General features: G+C 65.4%; 13 protein-coding genes. 9 read left to right on the top strand and 4 right to left on the bottom strand.

From position 1 onward, the window contains the following. The first annotated feature begins 117 nt into the window (after window positions 1–117). From gatC to gatB, 3 genes are all read left to right on the top strand, one after another. Window positions 118–426, top strand: a complete 309-nt coding sequence (gatC, locus tag AC27VE_RS26370; RefSeq protein WP_006224749.1) for an Asp-tRNA(Asn)/Glu-tRNA(Gln) amidotransferase subunit GatC — start codon at window positions 118–120, stop codon at window positions 424–426. A 3-nt stretch (window positions 427–429) separates the two neighbouring features. Then, on the top strand, window positions 430–1,947 hold the full coding sequence (gene gatA / locus AC27VE_RS26365; protein WP_488705421.1) for an Asp-tRNA(Asn)/Glu-tRNA(Gln) amidotransferase subunit GatA: 1,518 nt from the start codon (window positions 430–432) through the stop codon (window positions 1,945–1,947). A gap of 190 nt (window positions 1,948–2,137) precedes the next feature. Then, window positions 2,138–3,595, top strand: a complete 1,458-nt coding sequence (gene gatB, locus AC27VE_RS26360; protein WP_006224751.1) for an Asp-tRNA(Asn)/Glu-tRNA(Gln) amidotransferase subunit GatB — start codon at window positions 2,138–2,140, stop codon at window positions 3,593–3,595. 131 nt (window positions 3,596–3,726) lie between these two features. Here the strand turns inward: gatB and pyrE are convergent, their stop codons facing one another. Then, window positions 3,727–4,413 (bottom strand): orotate phosphoribosyltransferase, encoded by a 687-nt coding sequence (gene pyrE / locus AC27VE_RS26355; protein ID WP_006224752.1) that lies wholly within the window; start codon window positions 4,411–4,413, stop codon window positions 3,727–3,729. Window positions 4,414–4,546: 133 nt separating this feature from the next. Between pyrE and AC27VE_RS26350 the strand changes: the two genes are divergently transcribed. Continuing rightward, a complete protein-coding gene (locus tag AC27VE_RS26350; RefSeq protein ID WP_006224753.1) occupies window positions 4,547–5,335 on the top strand; it encodes an exodeoxyribonuclease III in 789 nt (262 codons plus the stop codon). On the opposite strand, the gene AC27VE_RS26345 is transcribed toward AC27VE_RS26350, so the two are convergent. After that, a complete protein-coding gene (locus AC27VE_RS26345; RefSeq protein WP_488705420.1) occupies window positions 5,317–6,237 on the bottom strand; it encodes a LysR substrate-binding domain-containing protein in 921 nt (306 codons plus the stop codon). The two genes, AC27VE_RS26350 and AC27VE_RS26345, sit on opposite strands and share 19 nt — an antisense overlap. Window positions 6,238–6,362: 125 nt before the next feature. Between AC27VE_RS26345 and AC27VE_RS26340 the strand changes: the two genes are divergently transcribed. Both AC27VE_RS26340 and gdhA read left to right on the top strand, forming a co-directional pair. Further along, the gene (locus AC27VE_RS26340; protein WP_488705419.1) at window positions 6,363–6,974 is read left to right on the top strand and encodes a LysE family translocator; all 612 of its coding nucleotides are present in this window, start codon (window positions 6,363–6,365) and stop codon (window positions 6,972–6,974) included. 431 nt (window positions 6,975–7,405) lie between these two features. Continuing rightward, window positions 7,406–8,752: an NADP-specific glutamate dehydrogenase gene (gdhA, locus tag AC27VE_RS26335; RefSeq protein WP_006224756.1), complete on the top strand. Its 1,347-nt coding sequence runs from the start codon at window positions 7,406–7,408 to the stop codon at window positions 8,750–8,752. A 200-nt stretch (window positions 8,753–8,952) separates the two neighbouring features. On the opposite strand, the gene AC27VE_RS26330 is transcribed toward gdhA, so the two are convergent. Continuing rightward, on the bottom strand, window positions 8,953–9,453 hold the full coding sequence (locus tag AC27VE_RS26330) for a copper chaperone PCu(A)C (protein ID WP_088588683.1): 501 nt from the start codon (window positions 9,451–9,453) through the stop codon (window positions 8,953–8,955). 19 nt (window positions 9,454–9,472) lie between these two features. Then, a complete protein-coding gene (locus AC27VE_RS26325; RefSeq protein WP_088588682.1) occupies window positions 9,473–10,372 on the bottom strand; it encodes a LysR family transcriptional regulator ArgP in 900 nt (299 codons plus the stop codon). Window positions 10,373–10,520: 148 nt separating this feature from the next. On the opposite strand from AC27VE_RS26325, the gene AC27VE_RS26320 reads away from it, so the two are divergent. The 3 genes from AC27VE_RS26320 (at window position 10,521) to AC27VE_RS26310 (ending at window position 13,705) form a co-directional block, all read left to right on the top strand. Next, a complete protein-coding gene (locus AC27VE_RS26320; protein WP_488705418.1) occupies window positions 10,521–11,153 on the top strand; it encodes a LysE/ArgO family amino acid transporter in 633 nt (210 codons plus the stop codon). Between the two features lie 111 nt (window positions 11,154–11,264). Then, the gene (locus AC27VE_RS26315; RefSeq protein WP_427962276.1) at window positions 11,265–12,206 is read left to right on the top strand and encodes a LysR substrate-binding domain-containing protein; all 942 of its coding nucleotides are present in this window, start codon (window positions 11,265–11,267) and stop codon (window positions 12,204–12,206) included. A gap of 335 nt (window positions 12,207–12,541) precedes the next feature. Further along, a complete protein-coding gene (locus AC27VE_RS26310; protein ID WP_488705417.1) occupies window positions 12,542–13,705 on the top strand; it encodes an ABC transporter substrate-binding protein in 1,164 nt (387 codons plus the stop codon). The last annotated feature ends 76 nt before the right edge of the window (window positions 13,706–13,781 follow it).

Below are 13,781 nucleotides of genomic sequence, written 5' to 3'. Positions count from 1 at the left end.
ATAATTTCACCGGAAATAGCGCATAAATGCAGGCTATTCAAGCTTTGTAACGGGTTTGGCGCATGCATACTGCCCAGTCCCGCCCTTCGGCCTTCGCTTATCGATTTTGCAATCCCTATGGCGCTTAATGACACAGATGTGGCCCGCATTGCCCGGCTGGCCAGAATCGAACTGACCCCCGACCAGCGCACCGTCGCGCAGGCCGAGTTGAACGGCATCCTCCACCTGATCGAACGGCTCCAGGCCGTCGACACCCAAGGCGTCGAACCCCTGGCCCACCCCCTGTCCGCCCATGAGGACATCGTGCTGCGCCTGCGTGAAGACGCCGTGACCGAGGCCAGCTCGGAAGCCCGCCGCCAGGCGCTGCTGGCCAACGCCCCCGACGCCCAGGAAGGCTTGTTCCTGGTCCCTAAAGTCCTGGACTGAGCCATGACGAAACCCGCCTTGCACACCCAATTCGAGGGGATCGCCGCTTTGCGCGCGGCCCTCGCCCAACGCCAGGTCAGCGCCGTGGAACTGGCGCAAAGCGCCCTGGCGGCCGCCGATGCGGCCAGCGGACTGAATTGCTTTTTACATATTGACGCTGAATTGACGCTGGCGCAGGCCCGCGCCGCCGACGCCGCTCTGGCCGATGGTACGGCAGGCCCGCTGGCCGGCGTGCCCATCGCCCACAAGGACGCGTTCGTGACCCGCGGCTGGCGCACTACCGCCGGCAGCAAGATGCTGGAAGGTTATGTCAGCCCGTTCGACGCCACCGTCGTCGAACGCCTGGGCGCGGCCGGCGCCGTGTCCATCGGCAAGCTGAACTGCGACGAATTCGCCATGGGTTCCGGCAACGAGAACTCGGCCTACGGCGCCGTGAAGAACCCCTGGGACCACGCCGCCGTACCGGGTGGCTCCTCGGGCGGTTCGGCCGCCGCCGTCGCCGCCCGACTGGTGTCCGCCGCCACCGGCACCGACACCGGCGGTTCGGTGCGCCAGCCCGCTGCCCTGTGCGGCGTGAGCGGCATCAAGCCGACCTACGGCACTGTCTCGCGCTATGGCATGGTGGCCTTCGGCTCCAGCCTGGACCAGGCAGGCCCGCTGGCCGCCAGCAGCCGCGACCTGCTTGAACTGCTGGATGTCGTCAGCGGCTTCGATCCGCGCGACGCCACCAGCCTGGAAAAGTGCGACGCCGCCGTCAACGAACCGGGCCGCGTCCGCCGCGACTTCGATTCGGCCCAGGCCGCATTTGACGCCGCCGGCAGCCAGCCCCTGAAGGGCCTGCGCATCGGCGTGCCGCAAGAGTATTTCGGCGCCGGCCTGGCCGCCGACGTGGCCGCGGCGGTGGAAGCCGCCCTGGCCCAGTTCGAAGCGCTGGGCGCCGTGCGCGTGCCGGTGTCGCTGCCGCGCACCGAGCTGGCCATTCCCGCTTACTACGTCATCGCCCCCGCGGAAGCGTCCAGCAACCTGGCCCGCTACGACGGCGTGCGCTACGGCCACCGCACCGAGCAGTACGGCGATCTCACCGAGATGATCAGCCGCTCGCGCGCCGAAGGCTTCGGCAGCGAGGTCAAGCGCCGCATCCTGATCGGCACCTACGTGCTGTCGCACGGCTATTACGACGCCTACTACCTTCAAGCGCAGCGCCTGCGCCGCCTGATCGCGCAGGATTTCCAGCGCGCCTACGCCGGCCAATGCGACGTGATCATGGGTCCGGTCACCCCGACGGTCGCCAAGAACATCGGCGACAACCGCGACGACCCGACGGCCGACTGGCTGGCCGACGTCTACACGCTGGGCGTCAGCCTGGCCGGCCTGCCCGCAATGTCGATCCCGTGCGGCTTCGGCTCGGGCCGCCCGGTCGGCCTGCAGATCATCGGCAACTACTTCGACGAAGGCCGCCTGTTGGCCATCGCCGACCGCTACCAACAAGTCACCAACTGGCATACGCGGTCCCCGCTCTGATGAGGCCCCCACGCTCACTCCGTTCGCTGCCCCCCACGGGGGCTGCCAGCGCCTTGGGGCGGCCCGGCGCAAGTCGCGTGCCCCCACGCTCACTCCGTTCGCTGCCCCCCACGGGGGCTGCCAGCGCCTTGGGGCGGCCCGGCGCCGCTGGCGCGCTCCGCCGCGGCACTATTGATTGGAACTACAGATAATGAACTGGGAAATCGTAATCGGCCTGGAAACGCACACCCAGCTTTCCACCGGCTCCAAGATTTTTTCGGGCAGCAGCACTGAATTCGGCGCCGCGCCCAACACGCATGCCAACGAAGTGGACCTGGCGTTGCCGGGCAGCCTGCCGGTCATGAACCGCGGCGCGGCCGAGCGCGCCATCCGATTCGGCCTGGCCGTGGGCGCCACGATCGCGCCGCGTTCTGTCTTTGCGCGCAAGAACTACTTCTACCCCGACCTGCCCAAGGGCTACCAGATCAGCCAGTACGAGCTGCCGGTGGTCGTGGGTGGTTCGCTGTCGTTCTTCGTGGGTGAAGAAGAAAAAACCGTCAACCTGACGCGTGCCCACCTGGAAGAAGACGCCGGGAAATCGCTGCACGACGACTTCACGCTGGCCAACGGCTCGCCTGCCAGCGGCATCGACCTGAACCGCGCCGGCACCCCGCTGCTGGAAATCGTGACCGAGCCCGAAATGCGCTCGGCCGCCGAAGCCGTGTCCTATGCCCGCGCCCTGCACAGCCTGGTAGTCTGGCTGGGCATCTGCGACGGCAACATGCAGGAAGGGTCGTTCCGCTGCGACGCCAACGTGTCGGTGCGCCCGGTCGGCCAGAAGGAATTCGGCACCCGCACCGAGATCAAGAACGTCAACTCGTTCCGCTTCCTGGAACGCGCCATCGTCTATGAAGCGCGCCGCCAGATCGAGCTGATCGAAGACGGCGGCACGGTCGTGCAGGAAACGCGCCTGTACGACGCCGACCGCGACGAAACGCGCAGCATGCGCAGCAAGGAAGATGCGCACGACTACCGCTACTTCCCCGACCCCGACCTGCCCACGCTCGTGATCTCCAGCGCCTGGGTCGACGAAGTGCGCGCCGCCATGCCCGAGCTGCCGGCCGCCCAGCGCGCCCGCTTCGAATCGGAATTCGGCCTGCCTGCCTACGACGCCGCCCAACTGACCGTCAGCCGCGATCTGGCCGCCTACTTCGAAGCCGTGGCGCGCGCGCTGCCGGCGGGTCAAGCCAAGCTGGCCGCCAACTGGGTCATGGGCGAAGTCGCTGCCGCCTTGAACAAGGACGAAAAGAGCATCGCCGATTCGCCCGTGCAGGCGCCGGCGCTGGCCGCGCTGATCGGCCGCATCATCGACGGCACGATCTCCAACAAGATTGCCCGCGAAGTCTTCGGCGCCATGTGGGCAGGCGAGAACGGCGGCGACGCCGACGCCATCATCGACGCGCGTGGCTTGAAGCAGATCAGCGACACAGGCGCCATCGGCGCCATGATCGACGAGGTGCTGGCCGCCAACCCGGCCATCGTGGAAGAGTACCGGGCCGGCAAGCAAAAGGCGTTCAACTCGCTGGTGGGCCAGATCATGAAGGCCGCCCGCGGCAAGGCCAATCCGCAGCAAGTGAACGACCTGCTCAAGCAGAAGCTCGACAGCTGATAGTTCCTTCGGGAATCAGACGGATAAAAGGCCGCGGCACATTGCCGCGGCCTTTTCTTTTGCGAAGAATGGGGAGGGTCAACGGTTGAGCGGGCTGGCACGCACCCGCCAGCCCTTTGCCTCACCCCTGTTTACTTCACCCCGTACTTCGTCCGGTACGCCTGCACGGCGTCGCGGTTTTCAGCGAACGATGCGTCATCTTGCAACAAAGCCATGATGTCCGACAGCGACGCGATCGCCACGACCGGGATGCCGTAGGTCTTGGCCACGTCCTGCACCGCCGAATGCGCCGACAGCGCATCGTCCGGGCCGGCGCGTTCCATGCGGTCCATGGCGATCAGCACGGCGGCCGGTTCGGCGCCCGCGCTGCGGATGATCTCCACCGATTCGCGCACCGACGTGCCTGCCGTGATGACGTCGTCAATGATGACGACCTTGCCCTTTAGCGGTGCGCCGACCAGGGTGCCGCCTTCGCCGTGGTCCTTGGCTTCCTTGCGGTTGTAGGCAAACGGCACGTCGCCGCGGCCTTGCATGGCCGGGTGGCCGGCTAGCGCCACGGCCGTTGCGGTCGCCAACGGAATCCCCTTGTATGCCGGGCCGAACAGCATGTCGAATTCCACGCCCGAATCCAGCAGCGCCTGCGCGTAGAACTGCGCCAGCTTGCCGACCGAACCGCCGCTGTTGAACAGGCCGGCATTGAAGAAATAGGGGCTGATCCGGCCCGATTTAACCTTGAAACTGCCAAAGCGCAGCACGCCTTCGTTCAGGGCAAAGCGGACAAAATCGAGGGAGGTGGCGGAAGAGGTGGCGGCGGGCATACGAGGGGGATCCGGTAGATGGCAAACCCCGGCATTTTATCCGGTGTCAGGGCTATTGCCCGACCCCGCCGCCGAGTCGGTTAAATTCCTGACATTGTTCCGGCCCCCACGGCCGCTCTACAGGAGTCTCGCTTTGCTGCGCATCACGTCCATCAATCTCAACGGCATCCGTTCCGCCTTCCGCAAGGGCCTGCAACCCTGGATGGACAAGCATGCCGCAGACGTCCTTTGCCTTCAGGAAATCAAGATCGCCGACGCGGACCTGACCGATGACCTGCGCCACCCGCCCGGCTATACCGGCCACTTCCACCACGCGGTCAAGAAGGGCTACAGCGGCGTGGGCATCTACCTGCGCGATGCCGCCGAACGTGTGAATGTCGGACTGGACTGCGAGGAATTCGACCCCGAAGGCCGCATCATCCGCGCCGACTGGAAGAACCTGTCGGTGATCAGCGCCTACCTGCCCTCGGGGTCCAGCGGCGACGAACGGCAACAAGCCAAGTACCGTTTCCTGGACCGCTTCGGTCCCTGGATCGATGCCTTGATGCACGAGCACAAGACCACCGGCCGCGAGTTCATCATCTGCGGCGACTGGAACATCGCGCACAAGGAAATCGACCTGAAGAACTGGAAGGGCAACCTGAAGAATTCCGGTTTCCTGCCCGAGGAACGCGCCTGGCTGACCGACGTGTTCGACAAGCGCGGCTTCGTGGACGTGTTCCGCACCATCGACGACCGGCCCGACCAGTACACCTGGTGGAGCAACCGCGGCCAGGCCTGGGCCAAGAACGTCGGGTGGCGTATCGATTACCAGATCGCTACCCCCGGCATCGCCGCCCGCGCCCGTAACGTGGCCATCTACAAGGACGAGCGCTTCTCGGACCACGCGCCGCTGACGATCGACTACGACGCCACGCTCTGAACCGGCCCGGCGTCGCTGCCCTCCGCATCCGGCAACGACGCCGCAGCCTCCTGGCGCAGCCATGCCAGAAACGCCACCGCCCGGGGATCGTCCCCGTACGGGCGGGGCGACAGCAGGAAGTACGCCGAACCGTCGCGGTGGAATCCGCAAGGCGCCTCCAACCGGTGGTCGCGCAACGCGTCCCGTACCATCAGCGCCGAGCCGATGGCCAGCCCCAAGCCAGCCGCGGCTGCCTGCAGGCTGAGATAGAAATGTTCATAGACGGGTCCGGCCTTGCGCGGGGCCTTGTGGCCCGAAGCCTGGGCCCATTGCCGCCAAGCGCCCGGCCGGGTTGCGCTCCCTAAGGCCGCCGCACCGTTCCAGGCTTTCTCGCCGGGACTGCCCGCCACGCCCGGCCGGCAGACCGGGCCCGTCCATTCATCGCATACGCGCTCGGCATGCAAGGCCGCGTCCCATTCGAAATCGTTGCGCCGCAGCGCCACGTCCACGCCCTGCGCCGCGAAGTCCACGGGGCCGCCCGCCGCATACAGATGCACCTGGATGCCGGGATGCGCCCGCTGGAAATCGGGCAGGCGCGGAATCAGCCACATCATGGCGATCGTCGGTTCGCATGACAGCACCAGCGGCGCGTCGGCAGCAGGTTGACGCAGTTGCGCCAAGCCAGCCGCCAACTGCTCGAACAGGCTGCGCGTCAGAACCAGCAACTGGCGCCCGGCATCGGTCAGAAAAACAGCCCGATTCCGGCGTTCGAACAAGACCAGCCCCAGTGCCTGCTCCAGTTGCTTGATCTGCCGGCTGACCGCGCCGTGTGTGACGTGCAACTCTTCTGCCGCCCGACCGAAGGCTTCATGACGGGCCGCCGCATCGAAGACACGCAGGGATCCCAGCGGGGGAATTTTCATCGCAATAGGTGATTTTTTCTAACGGATATCAGGCATTAAAAATCGTTTTTCATCGCTGCGCCAGCGCCACACAATGGGCGCCCATTCCAAAGCCTCTATTGCGCGCCTTTCCCGCCGCCGCTGCCATGACCGAACTGATCGCCGTTGCCCTTATCACCGTCCTTGCCGTCATCAGTCCGGGGCCGGACTTTGCAATGGTGACCCGACACAGCTACCTGTTCGGCCGGCGCACGGGCCTTGTCTGTGCGCTCGGCATCGCCCTGGGCGTGCAGGTCCACGTGTTCTATACGATGTTCGGCGTGAGCTTGCTGGCCCATTACGCGCAGCCCGTGTTGCAAGGCATCAAACTGGCGGGCGCCTGCTATCTGGTCTATATGGGTTGGAAGACCTTCTTCAACCGCACGCCGGTCAGCCGGGACCTGTCGGCGCGCCCCCCCATTTCGGCCTGGCAGGCGCTGTACAGCGGCTTCCTGACCAATGCGCTGAATCCCAAGACCACCCTGTTCGTCATCAGCACCTACACGCAGGTGGTGGCGCCGGGCACGCCGTTGCCCCAGCAGTTCGGCTACGGGCTGTTCATGTCCTTCGCACATTGGGTGTGGTTCAGCGTGGTGGCGTGGTCGGTGTCGTCGGTCATCCTGCGCCGGCTGCTGCTGGACCACCAACGCACCGCTGACCGGGTGGTTGGCGCCATCTTGATGGCATTGGGCGCCGCGCTGGCGGTCGTCCAGGTTTGATTTCGCGCCAATTCAGGTGATCTTTCTCAAATAATTAATGGGGACATATAGAAGAGAAAGAACGGGGCTCAGAACACACGGATACCGCCGCGAGCCCCTTATTTCCTGAGGGATGCGCCATTTCGCAGGCTTGACGTATCGCCCAATAAAACGGGGACATATTAAATTTCCCTGTAAATACAAGGCTAATTCCCTCGGACCACGCCTTTACCCTTGCAAACCCTGTTTCCCAGGATTTTATACGTCCCCAATATATAACCCTAAAAAGAGCTTAGATATCAAGGTGATGGCGACGTTTCTGGCTTTGCGCAGGGCAACAATTTGCCCCTACAATTCCGCACCATGCTGGTGCGATAAATGCACCAGAACAAATAATTCGCGCCCCAAAACGGCGCACACCCGCACCTGTTCGAAGCACCCCCGAGGAGATCATGTTGAAAGTGCAGAGTCTGGACGACTTCCTGCGTGGCGTCGCCGCGCGCGACCCGCAGCAGCCTGAGTTCATGCAAGCCGTCCAGGAGGTGATGCTGAGCCTGTGGCCTTTCATCGAAAAGCACCCTCACTATGCCGAGCACGCGCTGCTTGAGCGTCTGGTGGAACCGGAACGTGTGATCCAGTTCCGCGTGTGCTGGACCGATGACCAGGGCCGTGCCCAGGTCAACCGCGCTTTCCGCATCCAGCACAGCTCGGCCATCGGCCCGTACAAGGGCGGCATGCGTTTCCACCCCTCGGTGAACCTGTCCATCCTGAAGTTCCTGGCATTCGAACAGACGCTGAAGAACTCGCTGACCACGCTGCCCATGGGCGGCGGCAAGGGCGGTTCGGACTTCGACCCCAAGGGCAAGTCCGATGCTGAAGTCATGCGCTTCTGCCAGGCGCTGATGATCGAGCTGTATCGCCACCTGGGTCCGGACACCGACGTGCCGGCCGGCGACATCGGCGTAGGTGCGCGCGAAGTCGGCTTCATGGCCGGCATGATGAAAAAGCTGTCGAATTCCACCGCCAGCGTCTTCACGGGCAAGGGCTTGACCTTCGGCGGCAGCCTGATCCGCCCCGAAGCCACCGGCTACGGCACCGTGTATTTCGCTGAAGAGATGCTCAAGCGCGTCGGCAAGTCGTTCGACGGCCTGCGCGTTTCGGTCTCGGGGTCGGGCAACGTGGCGCAATACGCCATCGAGAAGGCCATGTCGCTGGGCGCCAAGGTCGTCACCGTGTCGGACTCCAACGGCACCGTGGTGGACGAAGCCGGCTTCACGCACGAGAAGCTGGTCGCCCTGATGCACATCAAGAACGACCTGCGCGGCCGCCTGGACACGTATGCCAAGCAATTCGGTTTGACGTACGAAGCCGGCAAGCGCCCGTGGCACGTGCCTGTCGACGTGGCCCTGCCGTGCGCGACGCAAAACGAGCTGGAACTGGCCGATGCGCAAACGCTGATCAAGAACGGCGTGCTGTGCGTGGCGGAAGGCGCCAACATGCCGGCCACGCTGGAAGCCGCCAAGGCCTTCATCGCCGCCCGCGTGCTGTACGCCCCGGGCAAGGCCACCAACGCCGGCGGCGTGGCCGTGTCGGGCCTGGAAATGGCCCAGAACTCCGCCCGCCTGGCCTGGACGCGCGAAGAGGTCGACGCCCGCCTGCACGCCATCATGCGCGACATCCACGAGAACTGCGTGCGCCACGGCCATAGCGAGCGTGAATACGTCAACTACCTGGACGGTGCCAACATCGCTGGTTTCGTGAAGGTGGCCGACGCGATGCGTCAGCAAGGGCTGTATTAACCTCCCCCCCCCGCAGCGCTGCGCGCTTCCCCCCCAGGGGGGGCGCCGCTGCGGACCGGCGAAGCCGGCTCCGCGCGGCCCCGATGGAGGGTGGACCTGCCTGATCCGGACGGGCTCGCCCGACTGAGCCGATCAGGCTGGCTTTCCTGGTACTTCGGGTGAAACACACCCGCGCCAGCAGGCGCGGGCAGCGCGGGCGCTTAGTGTTTCATCGCGCCGTGGTCCATGCCGCCGTGGCTCATGCCGGGGTTGTGCGAGGCCGGCTTGACCTTGAACTGCACCGCGACTTCGCCCGCCTTTTCGAACTTCAAGGTGGCCGGCACGGTTGCGCCGTCAGCGAACGGCGCCTTCAGCTTGATGAACATGACGTGATAGCCGCCCGGGCTGAGCTTGACCTCGGTATCGGCGGGCAGCGCAATGCCGCCCTCGACCTGGCGCATCTTCGACACGCCGTTTTCCGTCTGCACGGTGTGCAGCTCGACCCGCTCGGCGGCCTCTGACGACACCGACAGCAGGCGGTCTTCCGTCTTGGCATCGTTGTCGATATCCATATACCCCGCACCATTGGACTGGCCCGGCGCCGACGCGCGGACCCAGAGGTCGTCGATTTCGATCTGGCCGACCTTGTAGTCCTTCGCCCACGCCGAACCGGCCGTACACAGGCCCAGGGCGGCAATGAGTGCGAACTTGCGGATGTTCATGGGGTGTCCTCCTAGTGGGTTAACGCCGCCGGACCAAGCTGCGGGCGGCCGACAGAACCGAATCGGTCAAGGCTTCCATCGCCTCGGAGTTTACCCGCCAATGCTGCCAATACAGCGGCACATCCTCCCAGGCGCGGCCCCGAAGCAGCATCAGCTGACCGGCATCAAGGTGTTCTTGAACCAGCGGCAGCGGATTCATCGTCCAGCCCAGCCCGCCCAGCGTGGCCTGCACGAACGCGCGCGTGGAAGGCACCCACCAGACAGGCGGCTGCCACGGCGCCGGGTCCGAGATCTTGTGCGCGAACCGCGCCTGCAGGGCGTCCTTGCGGTTGAACACCAGCACCGGCGCTTCCGCCAACGTCTGCGCGTTGACCCCATGGGCGAAATAGCGCTTATGGAAATCCGGCGTGCAGGTGGCCACGTAACGCATGCTGCCCAGCGCGTGGATGCGGCAACCCTGCACGGGATCGGCCAGCGTGGTCACGGCGCCCAGCACCGAACCGTTGCGCAACAGTGCCGCCGTGTGGTCCTGGTCTTCGGACAGCATGTCCAGCGTGGCCCGCGTCCGAGCCGAAAACTGGAGGGCCGCGTCGACGAACCAGGTCTCCAGGCTGTCGTGATTGACCGCGATGGGGATGCTGGCGTGGGGAACCTCGTCGTCCGACACGCCCAACCGGTTCAGCGCATCGTGTTCCAGCAGCGCCGTCTGTTCCGCCAGTTGCACCAGCACCTGGCCGTCCGCCGTAGCGGCCGCCGGCACGGTGCGCTGGACCAGCAAGCGGCCCATGCGGTCCTCCAGCGCCTTGATTCGTTGCGACACCGCCGACGGCGTCACGCTCAGGGACAGCGCGGCGCGCTCGAAGCTGCCTTCGCGCACAACGGCGGCCAGCGCCCGCAAGTTGCCGTGATCGAGTTTCATGGATTAGTTTTACTTAATATAGTGAAGGAACATTAGCTGTATTTCATCTGGCGCGCAAGGGAAAATACGCTATCACCAGAGTGCGCAATGCCTCTGGAACCATCATCAAAGCGCCGCCACAGGCGTTGCAGTTACAGGTATTTGCATCATGTTCGCCACCTTGTCATCCCCCCTCTTCCTGACCGCCTGGGCCAGCGGAACCGCCACCGGGCTGGGCCTGTTCGCCGTCGTGGGCGCGCAAAGCGCCTTCATCCTGCGCCAAGGCCTGATGCGGGCGCATCTGCTCAGCGTCGTGGCCATCTGCGCGCTGATCGACGCCGTGTTCATCTTCGCCAGCGTTTCCGGGCTGCAGGCGCTGACGGCCTGGTTCCCCTGGCTGACGACCGCCGTGCTGTGGTTCGGCGTGGCCTTCCTGACGTGGTACGCCGTGCAATCGGCCCGCCGCGCCTGGACGGCCACGGGCGGCCTGGCCGCCGCACGCGACGTAGTACCGTCGCGTCGCGCCGCCATGCTGGGCGCGCTGGGCTTTTCGCTGCTGAACCCCCATTTCTGGCTCGACATGGTGGTGGTGGGCTCATTGGCGCACGGCTTCGAGGACGCCCGCATGGCGTTCGCCGCCGGCGCCTTCACCGCCAGCCTGCTGTGGTTGGCCGTGCTGGGCATCGGCTCGCGCCTGTTCGCCCGCTTCTTCGCCAACGCCTCGGCCTGGCGCATCCTGGACGGCGTCATCGCCGTGGTCATGGCCGGGCTGGCGGTCAGCCTGGCCATCAAGGGCGTCTAAGCCCCGCTTTCCGCATCAGGGCGGCGCGCTCGGACGGTGCGCCGCCATCACTTTTATAATCTCTCCGTTGCCACTTTTTCGTCGGGCGCACGGCCGGCCCGCCAGACGATCATGCGCGGACCCTCTCCTTCCAAAGATGTGCGGCTGCCGCCGCTGGCTGCCATCCAGGCATTCGAAGCGGCCGCCCGCCTGGGCTCTTTCGAACGCGCGAGCGAAGAACTCTTCGTCACCGCCAGCGCCATCGGCAAGCGCATCGCCGCGCTGGAAGCCCTGCTGGACGTCTCGCTCTTCATCCGCAGCAGCCGGGGCGCCACGCTCAGCGCCGCCGGGCGCGACTACCTGAACCAGGTGCGCACCGCGCTGGACCTGCTGTCGGACGCCTCGCTGCACAAGCGCGGCGAACCCAAGCCGGAACCGCTACGCGTCGTCTCGACACCCACCTTTGCCCGCCAGGTGCTAATCCCTTACCTGCCCGGCTTCACCGCCGCGCATCCGGACGTCGAGCTGGAGATCATGTTGTCTATCCCCTATCTGGACATCATGCCGCCCAACGCCGACGTCTGGGTACGGTTCGGTAGCGGCAAGTATCCCGGCCTGCACGCGCGCCAACTCACGGCCGACCCCGTGTTCGCCGTGTGCTCGCCGTCGTATCTGGCCAAGCACGGCCCGTTCAATCGCCCCGCGGACCTTGCCCACGCCGACCTGCTGCGCTGCCCGATGGAGCCCTGGCGCCCCTGGCTGGACGCGGCCGGCCTGGACTGGCCTGAACCCTCGCGCGGAGTTTGGCTCGTGGATCTGGGGATGATGCTGGCCGCCGCCCGCGCCGGCCAGGGGCTGGCACTGACCCGCCGCACCCTGGCCGCGGAATGGCTGGATGAAGGCAAGCTGGTGCGCGTGCTGGACATCGACATCCCCGGCGAATCCCAGTACCACCTGTGCACCGAAATCTCGCGCCCGCCAGGCCGCGCCGTCCAAGCGTTTTCCCTATGGCTGGAAGACGTCTGCAAACAGGCATCCCAATGGCCATGCGGCCTGCCGGCCAGCCAGGAATAAATTTCCAGTTAAGGGCGGAATGAAATTCCGCGCGCCTGCTGCCCACGCTGGCTAGCATGCGGCCAACGCGGCTGTCCGCCCGTCGCCCGCCTTGGCGCCCCGCAAGACTCGGCTTGCCCCGCCTGCCCATGCTGCATTGCAACGCATGGCCCGCGCCCCTTGCGCCCGTACTAGGTATTTACGCGGAAAACCCCCGCCGGGTCAGATTCGCGTAAGCGATTAAGCAGACAGTCACAACACGCAACACAGGAGAGCGCCGCAACATCAGATTTCCCGCCGTCTGGCGCCGGCAACCGGTTTTCCACGCAGTTCATCTAATTACAACGGAGACATCCATGGATTTTCGTTTGAAGCTGCTAGCAGGAACCCTTGCATTTGCCGCATCGGCCGCGTCCTACGCCGCCGACCCCATCAAGATCGGCGTGGCCGGCCCCTACACCGGCGGCTCCTCATCCATGGGCGTGAGCATGCGCGACGGCGTGCGGCTGGCCATTGAGGAAATCAACAAGAGCGGCGGCGTGCTGGGCCGCCAATTAGTGGCCGTCGAGCGCGACGACGAAGCCAAGAACGAACGCGGCGTGCAGATCGCCCAGGAACTGATCAACAAGGAACAGGTCGCGGCCACGGTTGGCTACATCAATACGGGCGTGGCACTGGCCTCGCAGCGCTTCTACCAGGACGCCAAGATCCCCGTGTTCAACAACGTGGCCACGGGCAGCGTGATCACGCACCAGTTCAAGGCGCCGGAATTCCCCGATAACTACGTGTTCCGCAACGCGGCGCATGACAGCATCCAGGCCCCGATGATCGTGGAAGAAGCGGTCACCCGCCGCGGCTACAAGAAGGTCGCGATCCTGGCCGACTCCACCAACTACGGCCAGTTGGGCCGCGAAGACCTGGAAAAGGCCTTGGACGCCAAGGGCATCAAGGCCGTGGCCGTCGAAAAGTTCAACATCAAGGACGTCGACATGACGGCCCAGCTTTTGAAGGCCAAGGCCGCCGGCGCCGAAGCCGTGCTGACCTACGGCATCGGCCCCGAACTGGCGCAGATCGCCAACGGCATGACCAAGCTGGGCTGGAAGGTGCCGATTATCGGCAGCTGGACGCTCTCGATGGCCAACTACATCGACAACTCGGGCACCAACGGCGAAGGCGCGCGCATGCCGCAGACCTTCATCCAGGACCCTGACACCCCCAAGCGCAAGGCGTTCATCGACGCCTACCTGGCCAAGTTCAAGCCCAAGAACAACCGCATCGATTCGCCGGTGTCGGCGGCCCAGGGCTACGACTCGATCTTCCTGCTGGCAGCCGCCATCAAGCAGGCCAACTCCACCGACGGCCCGAAGGTCCGCGAAGCGCTTGAAAACCTGCAAACGCCGGTCGAAGGCGTGGTGATGACCTACAACAAGCCGTTCACGCACGACAACCACGACGCGATCACCGCGAAGGAAGTGGTCATCGGCGAGGTCAAGGGCGGCCGCGTCGTCAAGGCCAACTAAGCCTGGAAAAAAGCAGGAAGGCGGCGGCTTCCCGGCCGCCGCCGCCCGCGCCCCGGGCATCGGGTGCGGGGCATGC

This window comes from Achromobacter sp. 18P8.1.1, assembly GCF_057799415.1.
Note: the sequence above shows the minus strand (reverse complement) of the source record. Positions and strands in the feature narration are given on the sequence as shown.

Bases quoted from the DNA above. Each gene is read 5' to 3' on its own strand.
- gatB (WP_006224751.1), top strand. From the start codon at position 2,138: ATGAACTGGGAAATCGTAATCGGCCTGGAAACGCACACCCAGCTTTCC.
- AC27VE_RS26330 (WP_088588683.1), bottom strand. From the start codon at position 9,453: ATGAACATCCGCAAGTTCGCACTCATTGCCGCCCTGGGCCTGTGTACG.
- AC27VE_RS26340 (WP_488705419.1), top strand. From the start codon at position 6,363: ATGACCGAACTGATCGCCGTTGCCCTTATCACCGTCCTTGCCGTCATC.
- gatA (WP_488705421.1), top strand. From the start codon at position 430: ATGACGAAACCCGCCTTGCACACCCAATTCGAGGGGATCGCCGCTTTG.
- gdhA (WP_006224756.1), top strand. From the start codon at position 7,406: ATGTTGAAAGTGCAGAGTCTGGACGACTTCCTGCGTGGCGTCGCCGCG.
- AC27VE_RS26310 (WP_488705417.1), top strand. From the start codon at position 12,542: ATGGATTTTCGTTTGAAGCTGCTAGCAGGAACCCTTGCATTTGCCGCA.
- AC27VE_RS26320 (WP_488705418.1), top strand. From the start codon at position 10,521: ATGTTCGCCACCTTGTCATCCCCCCTCTTCCTGACCGCCTGGGCCAGC.
- gatC (WP_006224749.1), top strand. From the start codon at position 118: ATGGCGCTTAATGACACAGATGTGGCCCGCATTGCCCGGCTGGCCAGA.
- AC27VE_RS26345 (WP_488705420.1), bottom strand. From the start codon at position 6,237: ATGAAAATTCCCCCGCTGGGATCCCTGCGTGTCTTCGATGCGGCGGCC.
- AC27VE_RS26325 (WP_088588682.1), bottom strand. From the start codon at position 10,372: ATGAAACTCGATCACGGCAACTTGCGGGCGCTGGCCGCCGTTGTGCGC.
- AC27VE_RS26315 (WP_427962276.1), top strand. From the start codon at position 11,265: ATGCGCGGACCCTCTCCTTCCAAAGATGTGCGGCTGCCGCCGCTGGCT.
- pyrE (WP_006224752.1), bottom strand. From the start codon at position 4,413: ATGCCCGCCGCCACCTCTTCCGCCACCTCCCTCGATTTTGTCCGCTTT.